This window comes from Kitasatospora sp. NBC_01560 (assembly GCF_045208415.1).
Lineage (GTDB): Bacteria > Actinomycetota > Actinomycetes > Streptomycetales > Streptomycetaceae > Kitasatospora.
In genome coordinates this window covers 1162225-1183400 of record NZ_CP109364.1, presented here as the reverse complement: position 1 = coordinate 1183400, position 21176 = coordinate 1162225, and the positions used below count along the sequence as shown (strand labels likewise).

Sequence of the window (21176 nt, the reverse complement as noted above, 5' to 3'; positions counted from 1 at the left end):
GGGCCGGTGCGACGTACGGTGATCGTCATGACGACGTACGGGACGGTGGAACTGCCGGAGGTCACCCTCAACTACGGGGAGAGCGGGCCCCCGGACGGCCCGCCGCTGGTCCTGCTGCACGCCCTCGGCGAGCGGTCGCTCGACTGGGCCGGCGTGCTGCCGGAGCTCGCCCCCGCCCATCACGTGTTCGCGCTCGACCTGCGCGGGCACGGCGACAGCGGCCGGCCCGGCCGGTACGGCCTGGTGGAGATGCGGGACGACGTGCTCGCCTTCCTGGACGCGCTCGGGCTGGAGCGCGTCGACCTGGTCGGCCACTCGATGGGCGGCGTGGTGGCGTACCTGGTCGCCCAGGAGCGGCCCGGGCGGATCCGCCGGCTGGTGCTGGAGGACGTCCCCGCGCCGCACCCGCGCCCGGCGAGCCGGGTGGCCGACGCGCCGGACGGGCCGGTGCACTTCGACTGGGCGGTGGTGAAGGCGGTCAAGGGGCAGGTGGACACCCCGGATCCGCGCTGGCTGGAGCGGCTGGCCGCGATCACCGCGCCGACGTTGATCGTCGCGGGTGGTTCGGCCAGCCACGTCCCGCAGGGCGGGATCGCGGAGATGGCGGTGCGGATCCCGGACTGCCGGGTGGTCACCATCGAGGCCGGGCACCTCGTCCACCAGGCCCGGCCGGCGGAGTTCGTCGCGGCCGTCGCACCGTTCCTGGGCGCGGCCTGAGCCCGGGTGAACCGCGGCCCCGGGCCGGGGCCGCGATCCGGGCCCCGGGCAGGGCCGGGCGCGGGCCGGGCGCGGAGCCCGGCCCGGTCAGGGGTCAGACGCCGTGCTCGGCCGTGAGCCGGCCGGCCCGTATGGCCGCGACCAGGTCGGCGTGGTCCGCCTCGGTGCGGTCCGCGTACGCCACCGCGAAGGCGGCGATCGCGTCGTCGAGCGCCTCGTTCTTGCCGCAGTACCCGGTGATCGTGCCGGGGTCGGCGGTGTGCGCGTGCGCCCGGGCCAGCAGGGCGCCGGTGATCCGCGCGTAGTCGTCGAGCTGCGCCGGCAGCAGCGCCGCCGGGTCCACGCTGCCCTTGCGGTTGCGGAACTGCCGTACCTGGTAGGGCAGTCCGTCCACCGTCGTCCAGCCGAGCAGGGTGTCGCTGACCACCTGCATGCGCTTCTGGCCGAGCACCACCCGGCGGCCCTCGTGGCCGTCCTGCGCCGTCACCGGGTGCCCCGCGCGGGCCAGGTGGGGCAGCAGCACCGACGGCCGGGCCTCCTTCACCTGGAGCACCAGCGGCTGGCCGCGGTGGTCGGTGAGCAGCACGACGTACGAGCGGGTGCCGACGCTGCCGGTGCCGACCACCCGGAACGCCACGTCCTGCACGTGGTGCCGGGCGAGCAGCGGCTGCAGCTCGCCCGGCACCGTGCTCACGTACGGGCCGAGCGCCGCGGCCACCGCACGTGCCGTCGCGTCCGGCACCTCGCTGAGCACCGGCGGAGCGGCGGTGAACCGCCAACCGCCCTCCTCCGTCCGGACGGTGGACTTGGCGGCGAACTTGGCGCTGGTGTTGCCGAGCGCCTTGGCGCCGACCTTCTGCAGGGCATCGGCCAGGTCGTGCGCCTGGGCGAAGGAGATCAGCTGGTCGTCGGCGACGGCGTTCCAGGCGTCCAGGGCAGAGAGCTTGGCCAGCGCCCGCATGGTCCGCCGGTACGAGCCCGCCGCGTCGAAGGCGGCCCGGCGTGCGGTCGTCTCGTCGGCGCCGATCTCGCGGCCGGCCAGCACCAGGCTGGCGGCGAGCCGCTTGAGGTCCCACTCCCAGGGACCGGGCACCGTCTCGTCGAAGTCGTTGATGTCCATCACGAGGTGGCCGCGGGCGTCGCCGTAGAGGCCGAAGTTGGCGGCGTGCGCGTCGCCGCAGAGCTGGGCGGTGATCCCGCTGGTCGGGGTGGTGGCGAGGTCGGCCGCCATCAGGCCGGCCGACCCGCGCAGGAACGCGAACGGGGTGGCCGCCATCCGGCCGAGCCGGATCGGCACCAGCTCGGTGAGCCGGCCGGCGTTGGACGCCTCGATCGCCTCGACGGCCGTCGGCCGGTCGTCGGCGGGCACGAACTCGGCATGCCGCTCGCGCGGGGTCCGCTCCCGCAGGGCCTTGCCGCGCTCGCGCGCCCGGCCGTCGTGGCGCGGGGCGAAGCCCTCCACGGTGAACCGGCGCCCCGGGCCCCCGCCGTCCCCCGCCTCGTCCGCCTGCCGGTCGGACCTCTCCACCGCTTCGGTCAGCTGCGTCACCGCGTCCCGCCCCGTCCCTCTGTCGTTCCACGTCGTACCCGCCCGCGACCTGCGCGGACCCGGCCCCTCGGCGGGCCGGGCAGCAGGGTACCCGGCCCGCCGGACCGGCCTGTCGGGAGGGAGGGACGCCGCGCGGGCGGCGGCGGTTCCGGGGGCCGTCGGGGCGCCGTCGGGGTGCCGTCCGGTCGTGGACGATCGTCGGCGGGGAGCCTGCGAGCCGGGGCCGGGGGGCCGGGGGGCCGGGGGCCGGGGGCCGGGGGCCGGGGGCCGGGGGCCGGGAGGAGGGGAGGAGGGAGGGGCGAGGAGGGGACGGAAGGGCGCAGGGACGGGGTGCAGGGGGCGAATTGCGGTGATATGACTCGATTGACCGCCGTCCACTCTCGGGCGGCGCTGGTAGCCGGGTGGCCGCCGATCCGGTCCCGGAGCGGCCACCGCGAGGAGGGCACCGTGGACGACTATCCGCTGCTCAACCTGTTCTGGACGATGCTGGAGTTCTTCCTGCTCGTGCTCTGGTTCTTCCTGCTGTTCAAGATCATTGTCGACATCTTCCGCAGCCACGACATGGGTGGCTGGGGCAAGGCCGGCTGGATGCTCTTCGTGATCCTGCTGCCCCTCCTCGGCGTGCTGGTCTACGTGATCGTGCGCGGCAGGTCGATGGGCGAGCGCGACGCGGAGGACGCAGCGCGGGCGGACGCCGCGTTCAAGGCGTACGTCAAGGAGACCGCCGCAGAGAGCGGTGGGGGCGGCGCCGGCCAGACCGACCAGCTGGCCAAGCTCGCCGACCTGAGGAGCAGCGGGGCGATCTCCGAGGAGGAGTTCCGGAAGGCGAAGGAGAAGCTGCTCGCCTGACCGGCCGGTCCGGCGGAGGCCACTCGCCACCGCCGGACGCCGTTCGCACCGCGCGGCGGAAGCAGGACGTCCGGGGCGGTGCAACGGCAGGGCGAACGGCAGGGCGAACGGCAGGGCGAGCGGCAGGGCCTCGCGGGTGGTCGAGCAGGTCGTGGGCGGGCAGCTCGTGACGCCGAGGGGCGGCGGCCGGCTTGCGCCCGCGCCCGCCCCCTCGGCCGGGTCTCAGCCCTTGACCCTGCTGCGGCGGCCCAGGAAGAAGCCGATGGCCAGCCCGGTGGCCAGCGTCACGGCGAGGACCACCCAGAGCGGCAGGGTGACATCGGCGACCCAGAGGGTGATGGACACCGAACCGGTGTTGACCGCGATGAACCACACGGCGAGCACCGAGAGAACGGCGACCCCGATCGTACGCAGCCGCATCTCGCGTCCCTTGACCGTGACGGTCGACGGGCGGTGCGGCGGCGGAGTGTTCTGCGCCATGCCCCCAGTATGGAGCGATCCGCGGGCCTCGGCCTGCGGTGGCCGGTCGGCCGCCGCCCGGCGCCCCTCCGGCCCCAGCGCCGCCCGACACCGACCGGCCCGCGTGGCCGGCCCGGTACCCCGGGTCCGCGCGCCTTCGCCGGCCCCCTGCCCGCGGCTCGCGTGCCCGAGCGGTGCCGGGTGCGCTGGGGTAGCGTCGCCAGCGCGGTTGCGCGCACACCGGCCCGGTCACGGCGTCCCCCACCGTTCGCCCGCCCCGACCGTTGCCGCACCCGGGTGTCCTCGGCGGAGGGAGTCGGACATGGCCCTTGCACCGCACCCGGCGTGCCCGTGCGGCCCCGGCCGTGAACCCCCGCAGGCGGGCTGACGGTGGCCGCCCGCGCCGCGCTCCGCCGCCGACGCCGGGCGCGCGCCGACGCCGGCCAGCTGCTCGCGGCCCTGGCCGGGCTGGGCCTGGGCGTCACCCTGCCGAGGATCTCCGGCGGGCCGATGACGCCGGCCGGTCCCGTCACCGAGATCGTGCTTTCCCTGGGGATCGGCCTGCTGGGGGCGATCGCCCTGATCTTCTCGCTGCTCTTCCTCGTGGTGCAGTGGGCCGCCACGACCTTCACCCCGCGCCTGACGCTCTTCCGCGACGCCCCGATCGTCTGGCGGACCTTCGCCCTCACCATCGGGCTGGTCGTCTTCTCCGTCACCGCCGCGCTCTCCGTCGGCGACCGGACGGAGGTCTCGGTGGCCGTCCCCGCCACCGAACTGCTGCTCCTCCTCCTCTTGCTCCTCCTCCTGCGCACCCTCCAGCTCCGGGCGTTCGCCGCCATCCAGTTGGCCGCAGTGGTCTCCTCGGTCGCCGGGCGCGGGCGCGACCTGCTCGGCCTGCTGACTCCGGGCCCGATCGCGCCGGCCCGGGCCCGGAGCGGGGCGACGGCCGGCGCGACGACCGGACCGGGCGCCGAGGAGGACTTGTCGACCGCGCCGCCCCGTTCGACGGTCGTCTGGCCGGGCCCGCCGGCCGTGCTCCAGCAGGTCGACATCGACCGCCTGCTCCGGGCCGCCACCGTGGCCGGGGCGGTCGTCGTCCTGCGGTTCGCCCCGGGCCGGACGCTGCGCCGCGGCGCCGCCACCGCCGACGTCCACGGCGGGGACCTGCCGGCCGGAGCCGTGCTGGACTGCCTGGTCACGGGCACGGAGCGGACGTTCGAGCAGGATCCGACGCTTAGCCTGCGGCTGCTCGCGGACATCGCACTGCGGTCGCTGTCCTCGGCGATCAACGATCCCGCCACCGCCGTTCAGGCGCTCGACCAACTGGAGGACCTGCTGACCGGGCCCGCGGCGACGGCGGCCGCGGTCGTGCGCGTTCATGACGACAGCCGTACGGTGCGCGTGATCATCCGGCTGCCCGCCTGGGAGGAGATCCTCCGCTCGACCGTCGACGACCTCGTGGTGGCCTCGTTCACCTCCCCGCTGGTGCTCTCCCGCATGCGGGAGCTGCTCCGGCACCTGCTCGCCCTCGCCTGCGCCGAGCACCGGGCGTCGATCGCCCGGCGGCTGGCCTGGCTCGACGAGGAGGACGCCGCCCGCTACCCCCGGCTGCGGGCGGAGGATCCCGAGCCGTGAGCCGTGAGCCGTGAGCCGTGAGCCGTGAGCCGTGAGCCGTGAGCCGTGTGCGGCGTGCGGCGTGCGGTGGGCCTTCGGGGGCGCCCGACCGCCCCGTCGGGGGTCCGCTAGTCTCCCGGGGTGAACGACAGCAGCGCGGCCCCGGCGTCGGCCTCGGCGCCGGCCTCGGCCGAGGAGCAGGTGGCGGCCAAGTGGCAGCAGGTCCGGGAGATGGAGGCGAAGTACGTCGACCAGGACCTCGTCGAGGCGGCCTACGCCGATCCCGTACTCAGAGGCCTCTTCCCGCTGGTCGCCCACGGATCGCTGCAGTTCAGCCGGTGCACCCGCTTCCCCTGGTCGCACGACCTGCCGTCGGTCCTTCCGCTCCACGGGTGCCTGTTCCGCGTGCTGCGGCTCGGCGCGGAGGAGCACTCCGGAGGGGGCTTGATCGGTGAGGGGTACACCGCGGCGGAGGCCGTCGCGGTGCTGGTCGCCCACCTGCCGGCAGGCTGCGGCCCCGCCGTGGCCGGCCGCCCGGACGTTCTCGAACCGCTCGGCTGACGGAAGGACCGGTGCTCCGGCCGCCCGTCGGACGGTGAGCGCGGCCGCCTTCCGCGTCGGACGCCACCTCGCCGGTGTCGTCGTCCGGACCGTCTGCTGAGTGGTCCCCGGCCCCACGGCCCGGTCCCTTAGGGTGGCCGATGTGGATGATCTTCGGGGGAGGCCTGCGGCCGGGGCTCGGCCCGTCGCGGCCGAGCGGGCTGTGCGCGTACGGGCGCCGCGCGGCGTGTGGCGGGTGCGCGGTGTGGCCGGCGCGGCTGCGGTGCTGACGGTGGCGGCCGGGCTGGGCGTACGGGCGGTGGTCGGCGGGGAGTTCGCGAAGTGCGCCGGGGACGCGCTGTACACGGTGCTGGTGTACGCGGTGGTGGTGGTCGCCGCCCCGCGGCTGCGGCCGCTCCGGGCGGGTGCTGTGGCCGCGGCGCTGAGCTGGGCGGTCGAGCTCTTCCAACTCACCGGCGTGCCAGAGGAGCTGGGCAGCCGCAGCACGGCGGCCCGGTTGGTGCTGGGGACGACGTTCAACGCGCCGGACCTCTTCTGGTACCTGGTGGGCGCCGCGGCGGCCGCGCTGGTGCACGGGGGACTGGCGCGAAGGGGCCGGTGAAGTCCGGCCCGGGGCGCGTCCCGCGCCTCACCGGTCCCGGCTCCCGGGCGATGAGGAACCGGCGTGACGTCCGGCCTGCGCGCGAGGGTGTGGAACTGGGGCGACGCCGACGGCTGCACGACGGCCGGTGCCGTCGCCTTCCTGCGCGGCGCCGCCACTTGGATCCCCGCCCGCCAGGGCTGGCCGACCACCACCCCGGGGAGGGGCCGCCCCTCCCCGGGGTGCACCCCGGTTGACCGGAGCCCCGCCATGGACGAACCGCCCCTCTTCCCCAGCCCTACGCCCAAGCCGCGCCGCTTAATGCTGAGTTGCAACAATTCCGATCGCGCCTGGGACAACATCTACACGTGGACTCTGTCGGCCTGGGCAGGCCCGGTTCCCTAACGGCCTCACCTACAACGCCTGCCCGGAGGCGGGGGTCTGCGCGGCCGGCATCGGGGCGTAATCTGTGTCCCGCAGTGGTCGTGTCTCGTTGAGACGAAACCAGCTGGCCCCTGAGTTGAAGGCTAATCCCTCAACGGATGTGCATCAGATCAGGAGGTCAAAGTGACGTGGGTCATGCGAGAGGTGGCTGGCAGACACCGGCCAGCGGAGGATGGTGGGGGAATGCATCGACCTTCGGCCGATCCGGCAGTGCCGAGCCCGCTTTGCTGCGTCTGGCCGGACGGCGGCGTCAGTGTCCTTCAGCTGGGTGGTCCTGGGGTTTCAGCCGCGCGGAAGCCTCGGCGGGGGCTCCTCCGGACCCCGCCCCCGCCGGATTCGGCCCCATGCTGAGCTGTGTCGCTGAGCTCGCTCAGGGGATCGTGCAGCAGGTATCGGCGGATCTCAGGGTCGCACGTACACCGAGGTCATGAAGTCAATGATCTGCATATCTGTGAGGCGCTGGCCTTCGCGATGGCCCATAGCAAGATCAGCCTCGCTGATCATGCCGACCAGTTGACCGTTATCGATCACCGGGACCCGGCGGATTTGGTGCTGCTCCATCCTTTTGAGGACCATCTCCATGTGGTCGTCTGCGTGGACGGCGTGCGTCGCACCGGCTGCCTCGGCAGTTGTCATCGTCCAGGGATCTTTGCCAACGGCAACGCACTTGACAACGATGTCACGATCGGTGATAAGTCCCTTAATGGCCCCATCGGAGTCGCAGACCGGGAGGGCGCTGACGGCCGACTCTGCCATCATCTCGGCGGCCTCGGCGAGCGTTGCAGTACTGGCAATACACACCGTGCCACTGTGCATGATGTCGCGGGCGGTTATGCCCCCTCGTCTGGGAGCCCACGCCGCTTCGCGGTCCGAATCCTGGCGGTGTGCCCCTGTGGGGGCTGTGCCGCGGGACGGGAATCGTTCGCGAAGATCATCGATCTGCTTCTCGCTCGGCTCCCCTGTTCGCGCGTTCTCAGCCATGGCGTGGGAAAGCTTGTCCGCTACCTTGGGATCGATGTCAGGGCGATTGGCAACCAGCAGATCGCGCATGATCTCTTGACTTGATCGTTTGCCGCGGCTCTTTATGGTCATGCGCGTCACCTTCCCAGCAATCGAGATACCTAGTCTTGCCTGGGGTGGCCACAAAATCCATCCTTAGCGTCAAGCCATAGACTCTCCTGGGCATCCCGCTCAGCTACCTGAAGCTTCTTTTCCTTCGTTCTCTGCCGTTCAACGTCGCTCGAACTGTTCAAGAAGTGAAGTACAGTGAGTCGCCAGTGCTCACTCGCCTCCGCCCAGTCGCCGCCATGGACCTTCACGAAGTCATTCGCAAACAGTCTGCCTCCACCGCCACCCCTGTGTATATCTGCCAAGGTTCTCATGTGCCACCCCCGTGCGCCCCCGGACCGTCTCGGCGTGCGTCAACATGAAGATCGTCTGCGACCGCGTCGCTCGGATCGGCCCGGCGTTCGCCAATCTGTGCGCTGACGATGGCGCCCACTACGCCGCCGATGAACGCTGGTACGAACATCCAGCCGAGAACCGACAGCGGCCAGGTAACCGCTGGCCAGCCCGCGTTCTTGGCAGAGGTCCGGCCGACAAAGATCTCCCAGGAATCGCCAAATCCGATGACGGTGCCGGAGATCAAGAACGGCACTAAGAAGATCAGGATCCATTTCCAGGACTTGAACAAGATCCAGTACGGAAGCCTGTTCATCAACGCCTTCTGCTCTGCTTTCCAGCATTTCAGGCGTACTAACCAGGACTTACTGTCACCCGCAAGGGGGGGCGGCCCAGGCGTCATGTCGTCCACCTCCCTGACGCCAACCACTTACGTCGACTGTCGCTCCAGACCTGACAACTGGCCCCTTGTACCAGTCTGAACCCTTCACGCCAGCGGTGCCCAAGGGCCAGGTGAGGCCGCACCGCGCCGGCGAAGGGCGAGACAACCGGGCCCCCACCGGAGCCTGGCTGCCAGGCTGGTGCTGTCAAGTGAATCAGCAGGGCCAACGGCTAATTAGAGTAGCTAACACAAAGCGCGGACGCGCCGGTAGATGATCACGCAGCAGGCCAGCTTGAGGAACGCCTCATGGATGTCGTCGCGTATGTCCCATCGGATGGGGAGGCGTCGGAAGCCGTGGATCCAGGAATGCGCGGTATTGCGTCCAGCAGAGGCAGCAGTTGGGTGACGTCGCGCCTGTTTCCGCCGGTCAGGGTGATGGCGAGCGGGGCGCCGTGGGCATCGGTGATGACGTGGGGCCCGTCGATCACTTCCCGGGACCAGTCCAGCTTCCCGGCGCGGTGCAGCTCGGTCAGCAGGACCTGATGGAGTCGGCCCCAGACGCAGGCCTCGTGCCAGTCCTGCTGCTGACGCCAGCACGTCATCCCGGAGCCGAAACCCGGCTCCTGCGGCAGCCGCTCCCACTGGATCCCGGTGTGCAGTACGAACAGGATCCCCTGCAGACAGCCGCGATCATCAAGAGGCAACCGACCCGCATTACGAGACCGGCGCTGCCTCACCGGCAGCAGCGGCTCGATCCGTGCCCAGAGATCATCCGACACCACCCAGGCGGACCCTTCCGCTTCCGCACGGGGGGACCAACGAGCAGACGGACGAGGAGACATGGCCGAACGACGGCCTTGTGTTAGCTGCTCTTACCCGCGGCCAGGTCTCCTTCTTCACGCCTTGACGCCGCGTCGTCGCGTTCGGTCGCCCGCCGGGCGGGCTGCTGCCAGCTCCAGCCGTGCCGCTTCAGCAGCCGCCAGGTGCCCTCGACCGTGTTGGAGGCGTGGAACAGTCGGCCGATCAGCGTCTTGATCCGTGCCAGTGTCCACCGCTGGTCCCTCCAGCCGTGAGCCAGCGGACCGCCGCTCCGAATCCTGCTCCAGCCGGGCGAGCTGCGCCTGACTGGGTCCTCCTCTCGTCACTGATCCTAGCTATCTCATTCCCCTCCGCCGGCCGCGCGGGCCGTGATGATCTCGTCCACCACCCGCTGTGCCCGCTCCAGCTCCGGCATCAGCCGGGTCTTCTCGCCCTTCGGGAAGCGCGGGTTGGCGAGGAATGCCTTGTGGTTGGCGGCATGACTCCGCCATACCGGCAGGTGACAGGGGTGGTGGGTGGCCTGCGGGCAGCGGGCCGAGTCGCAGACCCCTGCCAGCGGGCGCCTTGCGCCCGGTGTCCCGGCCAGCTTCAGGCACAGGGCCTTGGCGGGGTCGTGGAACCAGCAGTGGTTCGCCGCCTGGGGGAGCAGGTGCTTCGGCTGCTGCCGCAGCGTCATCTCCAGGCGCCGCTCGTTGTCGATCACCGACGCGTTCCCCAGATCGTGCTCCTTCAGCGCGGCGTCGAAATAACCCCCGCAGGCCGGTCGGGCCTTCCGATGCTGCGTCAGAGCGGCATGAGCTCCGGGCGCTTGGCCTCGACGTGGTCCCCGGAGGACTCGCCCCGCAGGCGCCGTCCCACCCACGGCAGCAGGTACTCGCGCGCCCACTGCAGGTTCTCCCGGCGGTGGTCGGCGGCGGTCTGGACGGGGAGGACCGGCCAGGGCGCCTCCGGGTCCTGCTGGGTGCGCAGGCCCAGCGAACGGGCCGCCAGCAGGGCGACCCGCTGGTGCCCCTCCGGGGAGAGGTGCAGCCGGTCGTCGCTCCACGCCCGGCGGTCCTGCACCGCCCGCAGCGACCAGAGGTCGGCCACCTTGCAGCCGTTGCGGTCGGCGACCGCCCGCATGTGGCCGTTGTAGGTGGCGATCTTGCCGCGCAGGTGCTTCAGCAGCGGCACGCCCCGGGTGTCGAAGCCGGTGCAGATGAGCACCGTCCCGGCCGACTCCACGAGCTGGACGACGGCCGCCTCGAAGCGTTCGGCCACCTCGTCCGGGTCGCTTCCGGGGCGCAGGATGTCGTTGCCGCCGGCGCAGAAGGTGGCCAGGTCGGGCCGGATGCGGCGGACCTCGGGCACCTGCTCGGCGACGATCTGGTCCAGCAGCCGGCCCCGCACCGCGAGGTTGGCGTACCGGAAGCCGCCCGGCGGCCGCCCGTCGGAGAGCAACCCCGCCAGCCGGTCGGCCCAGCCGGCGAAGGCGCCGTCGGCGCCGGGGTCGTTCAGGCCTTCGGTGAAGCTGTCCCCGAGGGCGGCGTACGAACTGAGGTCAAGGGTCTCCTGGAGGTTCGGCATGAAGGAGATAGTTCACTGTCTCAAGTGACCTACGCCACCGTAGGTGGCCGTTGTGGGGACGTGAGATGGGCCACGTGCGGTGGCCGGCGGCGGGTGTGACGGACGGAGCGTCAGGCCGGCAGTCGGGAGAAGCCTTGCTGTACAAGGGCGTTGGGGCTGTGCGGTCGCCCCGGGGCCGGGTCGCGGTGCCGGACGGCCCGGCGGCCCCCGCGGTCGGACGGCGCGTGCCGAGCCACCGTGCGCCCGGGGGTGCGCCGGGTGCGCGGGGGGTTGCGTCCGCCGGGGGCAGGCGTACGCGTGTACCCGTCGCGCGGCCGGGGCAGCCGCCCTCTGGGCCGTGCATCCGCCCGGCTGCGGGACCGCTCCACTGCTGGGCCGTTGGACCGCTCGACTGCTCGACTGCTCGACTGCTCGACTGCTCGACCGCTCGATTGCTCGATTGCAGGGCCACGGGCCCGCTCGCGCTCGCCCCGTGTGATCGCACGCCCGACTCCCGAACCCCGGACGGCGGAGGTTGCCGCATGCCGTATCCAATCCCGGAGCGTGTCGCCAGGCCGCGGCGCTACCTGATGTGCCGGCCGACGCACTTCACCGTCGACTACCGGATCAACCCCTGGATGGATCCGGCGCGGCCGACCGACACCGCGCTCGCCGTCCGCCAGTGGGAGCAGCTGTACGCGCTGTACCGGCGGCTCGGCCACACCGTCGAGCTGATCGACCCGCTGCCCGGCCTTCCCGACATGGTCTACACCGCGAACGGCGCGACCGTGCTGAACGGGCGGGCGCTGGTGGCGACCTTCCGGCACCCCGAGCGGGCCGGCGAGTCCGAGGCCTACCAGGACTGGTTCCGGGCCCACGGGTACCGCGAGGTCCACCGGGCGGGCCACGTCAACGAGGGCGAGGGCGACCACCTGGTGGCCGGCCGGCGGGTGCTCGCCGGGACGGGCTTCCGCACCGACCCGGCCGCGCACGCGGAGGCCCGGGCACTGTTCGGCGTCCAGGTGCTCAGCCTGACCCTGGTCGACCCGCGCTTCTACCACCTGGACACCGCGCTCGCCGTCCTCGACGACGATCACGTCATGTACTACCCGGCGGCCTTCTCGCCGGACAGCCAGGCGCTGCTGCGCAGCCTCTACCCGGACGCGATCCTGGCCGACCGCGCCGACGCCGAGGTGTTCGGCCTCAACGCGGTGTCGGACGGGCGGCACGTCCTGCTCCCGGAGACCGCCAAGGCCCTGGCCGTCCGGCTGTCCGGGCAGGGCTACACCCCGGTGCCGGTGGACGTGTCCGAGCTGCTCAAGGGCGGCGGCGGCGCGAAGTGCTGCACCCTGGAGCTGCGGCCGGCCTGATCCAGGGTGGGGGTGGGGGCGGGGGTACGTGCGCGGCCGTTCTCAGCTGCGGGTGGTGACGAGCACGACCTCCAGGGTGCGCGGGCCGTGCACGCCCTCGACCCGGTCGAGTTCGATGTCACTGGTGGCCGAGGGCCCCGAGATCCAGGTCTGCGGCCGGGTCGGGTCGAGGAGCGGCAGGGCCAGCGGGACGGAGGCGACCACCTGGTCGGGCGCCAGCACGACGCAGATGTGGTGGTCCGGGACGAGGGTGAGCAGCCGGCGGCCCTGGGCCGGGCCCGCGTCCAGGACCAGGGTGCCGGTCTCCGCGACGGCCAGGGCGCAGCCGGTCAGCACACTGTCCGTCCGGTCGAGGGCGGCGGCGGTGAGCGTGCCGTCGTCCGGCAGCACGGTGATCCGCGCGGCCCCGGTGATACCGGTGACGCCTCTGACGCCTGCGACGCCGGGGGCGGCCGCCGTGCCGAGCCAGGCCGGTGGCAGGTCGGCCGGGACGGCGACCGTCCGGGCGCCGCGTGCGGCGAGCAGGCCGGCGAGGAGCCCGGGCAGTTCGGCCGGCGTGCAGCGGTGCACCCGGGCGCGGTAGTCGGCGAGGTTGTGGTGCAGGAGGTCGAGCAGGGCGGCCGGGTCGTCCGCCGGGGTGTGGCTCGGCCAGTAGTCGCGCGGCGGCGCGGGCTCACCGGGGCCGGTGGCGCCCGGGCCACCGGGGGCCGCCCCGGTCCGGCCGAGGGCGGCGCGGATCCGTGCCAGGACGAGCTCGCGGGAGCCGCCGCCCGCCTCGCCCGCCTCGCCCGCCTCGCTCGTCTCGCCCGCCTTGCCCGCCTCGCGTGGCCCGGTCGTCGGGTCGTGGGCGTCGGCCGGTCGGTCTGCGGTCATCCGCGGTTCCTCCGCCACCAGTCGCGGAACGGTTCGGCGGGCGGCTGCGGCAGGTCGCGGGTGTCCGTCCAGGCCCGGCCCGGTCCGGGCAGCCGGCGCAGGTGCAGCCGCCTCGTCCGGGCGGCCGCCCGTTCGGCCGCCGCGAGCAGCGCGGGGCGGTCCAGCACGTACGTGGCCGCGGCCATGGCGGCCCGCTCCAGCCGGTGCCCGCGCTGCCGGACGACCCGCTCGCGCAGGTGGACCAGGACCTCGGGGATGTCGATCGCCACCGGGCAGACGTCGTAGCAGGCCCCGCAGAGCGTGGAGGCGAACGGCAGCGAGGCGTCCAGCGGGCTGGTGGTGCCGCGAAGTTGGGGTGTGAGGACGGCGCCGATCGGCCCCGGGTAGACCGAACCGTAGGCGTGGCCGCCGGCCCGCTCGTAGACCGGGCAGACGTTCAGACAGGCCGAGCAGCGGATGCAGCGCAGGACTTGGCGCCCGGTCTGGTCGGCCAGCGCCGTCGTCCGCCCGTTGTCGAGCAGGACGAGGTGGAACGCGGACGGCCCGTCGCCCGCCGTCGTGCCGGTCCAGAGCGAGGTGTACGGGTTCATCCGCTCGGCGGTGGAGGAGCGGGGGAGCAGTTGCAGGAACACTTCGAGGTCCCGCCAGGTCGGCACCACCTTCTCGATGCCCACCACCGAGATCAGGGTGTCCGGCAGGGTGAGGCACATCCGGCCGTTGCCCTCGGACTCCACGACCACCAGCGTGCCGGTCTCGGCGACCATGAAGTTGGCGCCGGAGACCGCCACCCGGGCGCGGAGGAACGTCTCGCGCAGGTGCAGCCGCGCCGCCTCGGCGAGGTCGGCGGGCCGGTCGGTGAGGCCCTCCGGGGCCGGGCGGCCCCACTCGCTCATCCGCTCGGCGAAGATCTCCCGGATCTCGGCGCGGTTGCGGTGGATCGCCGGGACGAGGATGTGCGAGGGCCGGTCGTCGCCCAACTGCACGATCAGCTCGGCGAGATCGGTCTCGTAGGCGGTGATTCCCGCGGCGGCGAGGGCTTCGTTCAGCCCGATCTCCTGGGTGGCCATCGACTTGACCTTGACCACTTCGCGCTCGCCGGTCGCCCGGACCAGCCGCGTCACGATCCGGTTGGCCTCGTCGGCGTCGGCGGCCCAGTGCACGGTGCCGCCGGCGGCCGTCACGGCCCGCTCCAGCCGGAGGAGGTAGTGGTCGAGGTGGCGCAGGGTGTGGTCCTTGATCGCCTTGCCGGCGGCGCGCAGTTCGGGCCAGTCGCCGAGTTCGGCGACGGCGCGGGCCCGCTTCTCGCGGATGGTGCGGGTGGCGTGCCGCAGGTTGGCCCGCAGCGTCGCGTCCCGGGTGGCGAGGGCCGCGGCCGCCGGGAACGCGGGCATGCCGAGGAAGGTACCGCTGCTCAATCCGCACCCCCGGGGCCGGTGGTCGTTCGGGTGCGTGCGGTCGTTCCGGCGCCGGCCGGTTGCCAGGGGTGGGCCTCGGTGGCGGCGAGGATCTCGGCCAGGTGCAGCGGCCGCAGGGCGTCGCCCCGGCGGTGCAGCAGCCCGCCGAGGTGCAGCAGGCAGGAGTTGTCGGCGCCGCAGAGCACCCGGGCGCCGGTGGAGCGTGCGTGGTGCAGCTTGTCCTCACCCATCGCGGCCGAGACCGCCGGGTTCTTCACGGCGAAGGTGCCGCCGAAGCCGCAGCACTCCTCGGCGCCCGGCAGCTCCAGCAGTTCCAGCCCGCGGACCGCCCGGAGCAGTCGCAGCGGCCGGTCGCCGAGGCCCAGCACGCGCAGCCCGTGGCAGGACGGATGGTAGGTGACGGTGTGCGGGAAGGACGCACCGACGTCCTCGACACCCAGTACATCGATCAGGAACTCGGTCAACTCGACCACACGCGGTGTGAGTTGCGCGGCGAGGTCGGCCAGCCCGGTGCCCCGCCCCTCGGCCGCGGCCCGGGCCCCGATCCGCGGGTAGTTGTCGCGGACCATCGCCACGCAGGAGCCCGAGGGCGTGACCACGTGGTCGTAGCCGGCGAAGGCCCGCGCCGTCCGGCGGACCAGCGGTTCGCAGGCCCGCCGGTAGCCGGTGTTGAACTGCGGCTGTCCGCAACAACTCTGGCCGGCGGGGAAGTCGACCTCGACGCCGAGCCGCTCCAGCAGCCGGACGGTGGCGATCGCGGTGGACGGGTACAGCGCGTCGTTGACGCAGGTGGCGAACAGTGCGACCCGCAACGTCCCTCCCCGCGCCCGTGGTTCGGGGCCGTCGGCCGGCCCGCCGGTGATCGTGCGGCTGTGATGCTACCGAGCGGCCCGGCCGGGCGGGAGGGCGCCGCGCCGTGGGGGTGAGCCTTGCCGGGGTCCGGAGCCCCGCGGGTCCGGAGCCTCGGGGATCGGAGCCCGGGGTTCGGATCCCCGGGGGATCGGCCGCTCAGGCGTCCTGGCCGAGCCAGAGGTCGGGGCCGAACACCTCGTAGTGGATCGCGGCGGCCGGGACGCCGGCGCTGAGCAGCTGGCTGCGGACGGAGCGCAGGAAGGGCAGCGGGCCGCAGAGGTAGGCGGTGGTGCCGGGCGGGACGGGCACGGTCGCGAGGTCGACCAGCCCGGTGCGCTCCTGCGGCCAGTCGCCGAGCGGCCGCTCGTAGAAGACGTGGGCGGTGGCGTTCGGCAGCTTGGCGGTGAGCTGGCCGAGGTCCGCGCGGAAGGCGTGCGAGAGCTGGTCGCGGTCGCCGTGGACGGAGACCACCGTGCGCGGCGACCCGCCGTCGGCGAGGTGGGCCAGCATCGCGGTCATCGGGGTGTTGCCGATGCCGGCCGAGGCGAGCAGCACCGGGCCGTCGCCGTCGGCCAGGGTGATGTCGCCGAGCGGCGGCGCGACGTCGATGACGTCCCCGGTGTGCAGGTGGTCGTGCAGGTGGGTGGAGACCTCGCCGGCCGGGCCGTCCCCGGCCGCGGCGGCGGCCCGCTTGACGGTGAACCGGAGCCCGCCGTCCGGGTTGCCGGAGAGGCTGTACTGACGGATCTGCCGGGCGCCGTCCGCGAGCACGGTGCGCACCGAGACGTACTGGCCGGGCCGGGAGGGCGGCACCGGTCCACCGTCGGCCGGGCGGACGAGGTAGCTGGTCACGTCGTCGGTCTCCTGGTGGCGGGCGACGACCGTGTACGGGCGCCAGAGGTCGTCCGGGCCGCTGCCCTGCCCGGCGGCCGCCTCGGCGCGCAGCCGGGCCTCGACGGCGATCAGCGCGTTGGCCATCAGCCAGTACACCTCGTCCCAGGCGGCGGCGACCTCGGGCGTCACCGCCTCGCCGAGCACCTCGACGATGGCGGCGAAGAGGTGCTCGTGGACGATCCGGTACTGGTCGGCGGTGATGCCGACCGAGACGTGCTTGTGGGCGATCCGGGCGAGCATCGCGTCCGGCCGCACGTCGGGGTGGGCGATCAGCGCGGAGGCGAACGCGGCTATCGAGCCGGCGAGGGCCTGCCGCTGGGAGCCGTTCGCCTGGTTGCCGCGGTTGAACAGGTCGCGCAGCAGCTCCGGGTGGGCGGCGAAGAGCTTGTCGTAGAAGAGCGGCGTGATGTCGCCGATCGCGGCGCCCACGGCGGGCAGGGTGGCTTCGACGACCTCGGCGGACTTGGCGGACAGCATGGGGTTCGCTCCAAACTGGTATCTGAGAGTCGTATTTCAGGTCGTGTGGAGGCACGGCCCGAGGGTGCTGGCGGGTCGGTCGGTCGGACGAGTCGGGGAGGTCGTCAGTAGGCGGGTCTGCCGGTGAGGCTCAGCAGGACCGGCCCGGTCGGGGAGGCGACCAGGTCGCCGATCGAGAGCGGGTCGAGCGAGACGAAGAAGGCCTCCTGCGCGGTGCGCAGCGCCCCGCGCAGCCGGCAGGCCGCCCGCAGCGGACACGGCGGCTCGTCCTCGCAGCCGACCACGTCACCGACGCCCTCCAGCTCGCGGAGCAGCAGCCCGAGCGAGCCCGTCCGGCCGGCGAAGGTGAGCACCAGCCCCCCGCCCCGCCCACGCCGCGCCTCCAGCACGCCGAGGTGCTGGAGCCGGCTGACCACCTTGGCGGCGTGCGTGTACGGCACGCCGACCGCCTCGGCCACCTCGCGGGTGGTCGGGTTGGCGTCCGCGTCGAGGACGGCCAGCCGCATGGCGATGCGGAGGGCGATGTCGGTGCTCTTGGTCAGCCTCACGAGCATGAGGCTAGCTAATACGACTCCTGGAATCCAATTTCCTGCACGCACGCCGGGCCCCGGCCTCCGAGGGGGGCCGCCAGGGGGGATCGTGTCCCCTGGCGGGCGGCGGTCGGCTCGACGACGGAGTCGAGGTGTCGGGGCGGTCGCCCTGGCGCGCGACGGTCACCGCCCACTGCGCGAACTGCGCAGGGGGCATCGCGGCCGAGCCGACGAGGTCGCGCCGCCACCTCCTGGAGGCCTTCGCCGAGACGTACTCGTACTCGCTCCAGCAGACGCTGCACGCGATGGCCAACCGGGTGCTGGCGCACCGCTCCGAGGTGAACGAGGTGCGGCTCAACCTGCCGAACAAGCACCACTTCCTGGTGGACCTGGAGCCGTTCGGGCTGAAGAACGACAACGAGGTCTACTACGCCGCCGACCGGATGTACGGCCTGATCGAGGGCACCATTCACCGCCCGGGCGTCACCCCCGTCATCCCGGTGGAGGACTGGATCACCGGCTGACCGGTCGGGGTCCGTCCGGCGCCCCGCCCGCACGGTCGTCCCCCGTCCCCGCCGTCCCCGCGGTCGTCCGCCGTCCCCGCCGTGACCCCGCTCCGAAGTGCGGCTCGGCGGTGGGCAGCCGGGCGGTGGGCGGCGGCCGTTCCCGATCGGGCGGCGCACTGTGCCCGAACGCTTCTGTGCCGCCCCGGGCCGCACCGGTAGAGATGGGGGTTCTTGATCGCGAGGGCACACCCGGACCCGCCTGCGGCCGACCCCGCCGTCACGGGGGCAGCCCCGCCCGGTCCGGTGTTCCGCCCGTACGGTGGCGGCTGCCGCTTGGAGTTGGAAACAGATGCGTGCCCAGTTCGTCCTGTCAGAGATCGGCATCGGCCTGCGCCGCAACCTGACGATGACCATCGCTGTCGTCATCAGCGTGGCCCTCGCCCTGGCGCTGGCCGGTGCCAGCCTGCTCGTCCGGGCCCAGGTCGACTCGATGAAGGGCTTCTGGTACGACCGGGTCGAGGTCAGCGTCTACTTCTGCACCAGGACGGACGTCATCTACTCGCCGCAGTGCACGGGTGGCGCCGCCACCGACCAGCAGATCGCCGAGGTGAAGACGGCCCTCGACAAGATGGCAGTGGTGAAGTCCGTCAGCTTCGAGAGCGCGGTGGACGGCTACAAGCGCTGGAAGGAGATGGTGCCGAACAGCCCGCTGGCCTCGGTGGTCGGCCCGGAGGCGATCCAGCAGTCCTGGCGGGTCAAGCTGACCGACCCGGCGAAGTACGACGTCATCAGGTCGGCCTTCCAGGGCAAGCCCGGAGTCCACTCGGTGACCGACCAGCGCTCCGTCATGGAGAACCTCTTCCTGGTGCTCAACACCCTCCAGCAGACGGCACTCGTGCTGACCGGGCTGATGCTCTGCGTCGCACTCCTGCTGATCGTCAACACCGTCCGGATCTCCGCCTTCAGCCGGCGGCGGGAGACCGGCGTCATGCGGCTGGTCGGCGCGTCCAACCTCTACGTCCAGATCCCGTTCATCGCCGAGGCCGTCTTCGCCGCCCTGCTGGGCGCGGCGCTGGCGTCCGGGCTGCTGTTCGCCGGCCACTACGTCGTCACCCACGTGATCGGCAAGCGGATCAACTTCATCCACTTCATCGGCGTCTCCTCCGTGCTCTCGGTGATCCCCCTGCTGGTCGTGGCCGGAACGGTGATGGCGGCCGGCGCGGCGACGGTCACCCTGCGCAAGTACCTGCGGGTGTAGGGCCTTTCGGAGTCTCCTGGCTGGCCGGAATGCCGTGGTGATCACCGGTGCGTGTTCAAGTGGCCGTGGCATCGGAGCGGATCCCACCCGCGGGATCCGCTCCGGTCGAGGACGCCCGGGAGGGCCGGGCGCCAGCCGGGCCGACCCGGGCTGTTGCTGGTGGCGGGCGTTCGTCGCGGGTGTCCGGTCGGGCGAGTTCGGCAAGGTCTGACGGTGGTCGGGGGGTAGGGCGGAGGTCCTAGGTCGCCCGGTCCACCCGGTTCAGGACCGGGGCCGGAGGTCAACCGTCCGACGCGGTGCGTACGGTGGGGGCATGACGGTTGACCTGGAGAAGTACTTCGCCCGCGTCGGGTGGGACGGTGAGCGGGAGCCGACCCTTGCCACCCTGAGGTCCCTGCACCTCGCGCACCTGCTCAGCATCCCGTTCGAGAACATCGACGTCGTCCTCGGCACGGTCCCCTCGCTGGACCTCGCCGACCTCCAGGGCAAGCTGGTCGAGAACTCCCGCGGCGGCTACTGCTTCGAGCACAACAGCCTGTTCGCGGCCGTGCTGGAAGAGCTCGGTTTCGGCGTCACCCGCCTCACCGGCCGGGTCCGATTCGGTGCCCGCCCGGGGGAGGAGCGCCCGCGGACGCACATGGTGCTCGCCGTGGACGTGCCCGGCACCCCGGGCCGCTACCTCGCCGATGTCGGCTACGGGGCGGTCGGCGGGCTGCTGGAGCCGCTGCCGATGGTGCCCGAGGAGGTCGGCGAGGGGGCCGGGCGCCGGCACCGGCTCGTGCTGGAGGAGGCCGAGAGCCCCTCGCCGGTCTGGGTGCTCCAGGCCCGGACGGACGACAGCTGGGTCGACCAGACCGCGTTCACTCTCGACCGCGCCCCCGTCGCCGACCTGAAGATGGCCAACTGGTACGTGGCGACCAGCCCGCGCTCGCCGTTCCACCGGCTCTTCGCCCAGCGCACGCTGCCCACCGGGCACCTGCTGTTCGACGGCACGACCTTCACCCGGCGCGGCACGGACGGCACGACGTCGACCCGTGAGGTGGTGGGCGCCGACGCGGTCCGCGAGCTGTTCGAGTCGGAGTTCGGGATTGCCACGCCCGCCGGGTTCCAGCAGGCCGTCGCGGCGGGCTGAGCGGCCCGCCGCGGTCGTTCGCGTCCGGTCCGGCACGCTCCGACCCCACCGCCGTCACGCGGGCCCCGACCGGTTTCCCGGCCGGGGCCCGCGGCGCGACCGGCCGGCCGGGCCCTACCGCTGCACGCGCGGACCCCACGGTTCGGGCACGCCCACCCGGGCGTCCAAGTCCCACAGGACGCATTCCTCGGTGGGCCGGGCCGCGAAGGACCACGCCACTTCGGTCCGCTGAAGCTGTTCGTGCATCGAGCCCGCGCGCTTCGCGTTCCCGGGGAGCGCGCCCCCTCGGGGGTGGTGGTGCAGGAACCGCCCGTAGGCGGCCCGGCAGAAGGCCGCGTAGCGCTCGGTGCACAGGATCAGCCCGTGCCACGCCTCGTCGACGGCGTACGAGGGCATGCCGATGACCTGCCGGTCGAGCATCGCCGCGCCGCAGCACCGCAGCCACTGGCGAAGCCCGGTTTCCACCAACTCCCGTGGCTGGAACGGGCATGTCCGGTAGACGGCCGGCGGGAGTTCGAGCGCGTCGACCGCCGTCCGGACGCGCTCGATGCGCCGTGAGTATGTTCGCGAAAGCACGCTGGTCCCCGTTCCGGCCGACCGGGCCCGCTCAGCTGCCGCCGCCGCAGCCGCCGCCGCATCCCCCGCCGCCGCAGCCACCTCCCCCGCCGCAACCGCTGTGGCCGCCGCCGGAGTCGCCGCCGCTGCCACCCCCGTCGCCGCCCCGGTAGCGGGACTTCCTGCGGGTGTCGTCCCGGCTCACGGCCCACCACAGGACCTTGATGCCGAGCAGGACGATTCCGCCGATGATGATCAGGCCGATGAAGCTCACTCGTCTGCTCCCCCCAGTAGCGACCGACCCAGTAGCGACCGACGAGGCGGGGCGTCGCGCCGTGCGACCCGACTGCGCGCACACGGGGTGCGCGGGTCGTACGGGTTGCACGGGTCGGGT

22 protein-coding genes and 2 pseudogenes are annotated in these 21176 nt (G+C 73.0%); 9 read left to right on the top strand and 15 right to left on the bottom strand.

Annotated features, from left to right (window positions below; translation table 11 throughout):
* Positions 1-27: 27 nt before the first annotated feature.
* Positions 28-717 carry an alpha/beta fold hydrolase gene (locus OH807_RS05160; RefSeq protein ID WP_406194418.1) on the top strand — a complete coding sequence of 230 codons (690 nt, stop codon included), beginning with the start codon at positions 28-30 and terminating at the stop codon, positions 715-717.
* A 94-nt stretch (positions 718-811) separates the two neighbouring features.
* On the opposite strand, the gene OH807_RS05155 is transcribed toward OH807_RS05160, so the two are convergent.
* Complete coding sequence (locus OH807_RS05155) at positions 812-2257, bottom strand: DUF2252 domain-containing protein (protein ID WP_406210721.1); 1446 nt, start codon at positions 2255-2257, stop codon at positions 812-814.
* A gap of 456 nt (positions 2258-2713) precedes the next feature.
* Here OH807_RS05155 and OH807_RS05150 point away from each other — a divergent pair, with 456 nt between their 5' ends.
* Positions 2714-3115, top strand: coding sequence for an SHOCT domain-containing protein (locus OH807_RS05150; protein ID WP_406194416.1), 402 nt, complete (start codon positions 2714-2716; stop codon positions 3113-3115).
* A gap of 222 nt (positions 3116-3337) precedes the next feature.
* On the opposite strand, the gene OH807_RS05145 is transcribed toward OH807_RS05150, so the two are convergent.
* Complete coding sequence (locus tag OH807_RS05145; RefSeq protein ID WP_406194413.1) at positions 3338-3595, bottom strand: LapA family protein; 258 nt, start codon at positions 3593-3595, stop codon at positions 3338-3340.
* Between the two features lie 369 nt (positions 3596-3964).
* Between OH807_RS05145 and OH807_RS05140 the strand changes: the two genes are divergently transcribed.
* The 3 genes from OH807_RS05140 (at position 3965) to OH807_RS05130 (ending at position 6350) form a co-directional block, all read left to right on the top strand.
* Positions 3965-5209, top strand: a complete 1245-nt coding sequence (locus OH807_RS05140; RefSeq protein ID WP_406194410.1) for a DUF2254 family protein — start codon at positions 3965-3967, stop codon at positions 5207-5209.
* Positions 5210-5329: 120 nt separating this feature from the next.
* On the top strand, positions 5330-5749 hold the full coding sequence (locus tag OH807_RS05135) for a DUF6193 family natural product biosynthesis protein (protein ID WP_406194408.1): 420 nt from the start codon (positions 5330-5332) through the stop codon (positions 5747-5749).
* A 235-nt stretch (positions 5750-5984) separates the two neighbouring features.
* Complete coding sequence (locus OH807_RS05130; protein ID WP_406194406.1) at positions 5985-6350, top strand: DUF2809 domain-containing protein; 366 nt, start codon at positions 5985-5987, stop codon at positions 6348-6350.
* A gap of 825 nt (positions 6351-7175) precedes the next feature.
* On the opposite strand, the gene OH807_RS05125 is transcribed toward OH807_RS05130, so the two are convergent.
* The 6 genes and pseudogenes from OH807_RS05125 to OH807_RS05100 form a co-directional block, all read right to left on the bottom strand.
* On the bottom strand, positions 7176-7865 hold the full coding sequence (locus OH807_RS05125; protein ID WP_406194403.1) for a CBS domain-containing protein: 690 nt from the start codon (positions 7863-7865) through the stop codon (positions 7176-7178).
* A gap of 286 nt (positions 7866-8151) precedes the next feature.
* Positions 8152-8577 carry a DUF6313 family protein gene (locus OH807_RS05120; protein WP_406210719.1) on the bottom strand — a complete coding sequence of 142 codons (426 nt, stop codon included), beginning with the start codon at positions 8575-8577 and terminating at the stop codon, positions 8152-8154.
* Between the two features lie 222 nt (positions 8578-8799).
* Positions 8800-9398 (bottom strand): annotated as a pseudogene (locus tag OH807_RS05115) (transposase).
* A 20-nt stretch (positions 9399-9418) separates the two neighbouring features.
* Positions 9419-9571, bottom strand: coding sequence for a winged helix-turn-helix domain-containing protein (locus OH807_RS05110; protein ID WP_406210716.1), 153 nt, complete (start codon positions 9569-9571; stop codon positions 9419-9421).
* Between the two features lie 144 nt (positions 9572-9715).
* Complete coding sequence (locus OH807_RS05105) at positions 9716-10078, bottom strand: hypothetical protein (RefSeq protein ID WP_406194400.1); 363 nt, start codon at positions 10076-10078, stop codon at positions 9716-9718.
* An 80-nt stretch (positions 10079-10158) separates the two neighbouring features.
* The gene (locus OH807_RS05100; RefSeq protein WP_406194398.1) at positions 10159-10941 is read right to left on the bottom strand and encodes an SGNH/GDSL hydrolase family protein; all 783 of its coding nucleotides are present in this window, start codon (positions 10939-10941) and stop codon (positions 10159-10161) included.
* A gap of 521 nt (positions 10942-11462) precedes the next feature.
* Here OH807_RS05100 and ddaH point away from each other — a divergent pair.
* The gene (ddaH, locus tag OH807_RS05095; RefSeq protein ID WP_406194395.1) at positions 11463-12290 is read left to right on the top strand and encodes a dimethylargininase; all 828 of its coding nucleotides are present in this window, start codon (positions 11463-11465) and stop codon (positions 12288-12290) included.
* 42 nt (positions 12291-12332) lie between these two features.
* Here the strand turns inward: ddaH and OH807_RS05090 are convergent, their stop codons facing one another.
* From OH807_RS05090 to OH807_RS05070, 5 genes are all read right to left on the bottom strand, one after another.
* The gene (locus tag OH807_RS05090) at positions 12333-13163 is read right to left on the bottom strand and encodes a lactate utilization protein C (RefSeq protein ID WP_406194393.1); all 831 of its coding nucleotides are present in this window, start codon (positions 13161-13163) and stop codon (positions 12333-12335) included.
* Positions 13160-14554, bottom strand: a complete 1395-nt coding sequence (locus OH807_RS05085; RefSeq protein ID WP_406194391.1) for a lactate utilization protein B — start codon at positions 14552-14554, stop codon at positions 13160-13162. Before OH807_RS05085 ends, OH807_RS05090 begins: the two co-directional genes overlap by 4 nt.
* 20 nt (positions 14555-14574) lie before the next feature.
* Positions 14575-15390 carry a (Fe-S)-binding protein gene (locus OH807_RS05080; protein ID WP_406194388.1) on the bottom strand — a complete coding sequence of 272 codons (816 nt, stop codon included), beginning with the start codon at positions 15388-15390 and terminating at the stop codon, positions 14575-14577.
* Between the two features lie 196 nt (positions 15391-15586).
* Positions 15587-16801, bottom strand: a complete 1215-nt coding sequence (locus OH807_RS05075; RefSeq protein WP_406194385.1) for a globin domain-containing protein — start codon at positions 16799-16801, stop codon at positions 15587-15589.
* 104 nt (positions 16802-16905) lie between these two features.
* Positions 16906-17349, bottom strand: coding sequence for an RrF2 family transcriptional regulator (locus OH807_RS05070; RefSeq protein ID WP_406194382.1), 444 nt, complete (start codon positions 17347-17349; stop codon positions 16906-16908).
* A gap of 188 nt (positions 17350-17537) precedes the next feature.
* Here OH807_RS05070 and OH807_RS05065 point away from each other — a divergent pair.
* The 3 genes and pseudogenes from OH807_RS05065 to OH807_RS05055 form a co-directional block, all read left to right on the top strand.
* Positions 17538-17855: pseudogene (locus OH807_RS05065) on the top strand (urate oxidase); the annotation flags it as partial.
* Between the two features lie 331 nt (positions 17856-18186).
* Positions 18187-19095 carry a permease-like cell division protein FtsX gene (gene ftsX, locus OH807_RS05060; protein ID WP_406194380.1) on the top strand — a complete coding sequence of 303 codons (909 nt, stop codon included), beginning with the start codon at positions 18187-18189 and terminating at the stop codon, positions 19093-19095.
* A gap of 313 nt (positions 19096-19408) precedes the next feature.
* Complete coding sequence (locus OH807_RS05055; RefSeq protein WP_406194379.1) at positions 19409-20227, top strand: arylamine N-acetyltransferase; 819 nt, start codon at positions 19409-19411, stop codon at positions 20225-20227.
* Positions 20228-20341: 114 nt separating this feature from the next.
* Here OH807_RS05055 and OH807_RS05050 read toward each other — a convergent pair whose 3' ends face one another.
* Positions 20342-20803: a hypothetical protein gene (locus OH807_RS05050; RefSeq protein WP_406194377.1), complete on the bottom strand. Its 462-nt coding sequence runs from the start codon at positions 20801-20803 to the stop codon at positions 20342-20344.
* Between the two features lie 31 nt (positions 20804-20834).
* On the bottom strand, positions 20835-21056 hold the full coding sequence (locus tag OH807_RS05045) for a hypothetical protein (protein ID WP_406194375.1): 222 nt from the start codon (positions 21054-21056) through the stop codon (positions 20835-20837).
* Positions 21057-21176 lie beyond the last annotated feature (120 nt).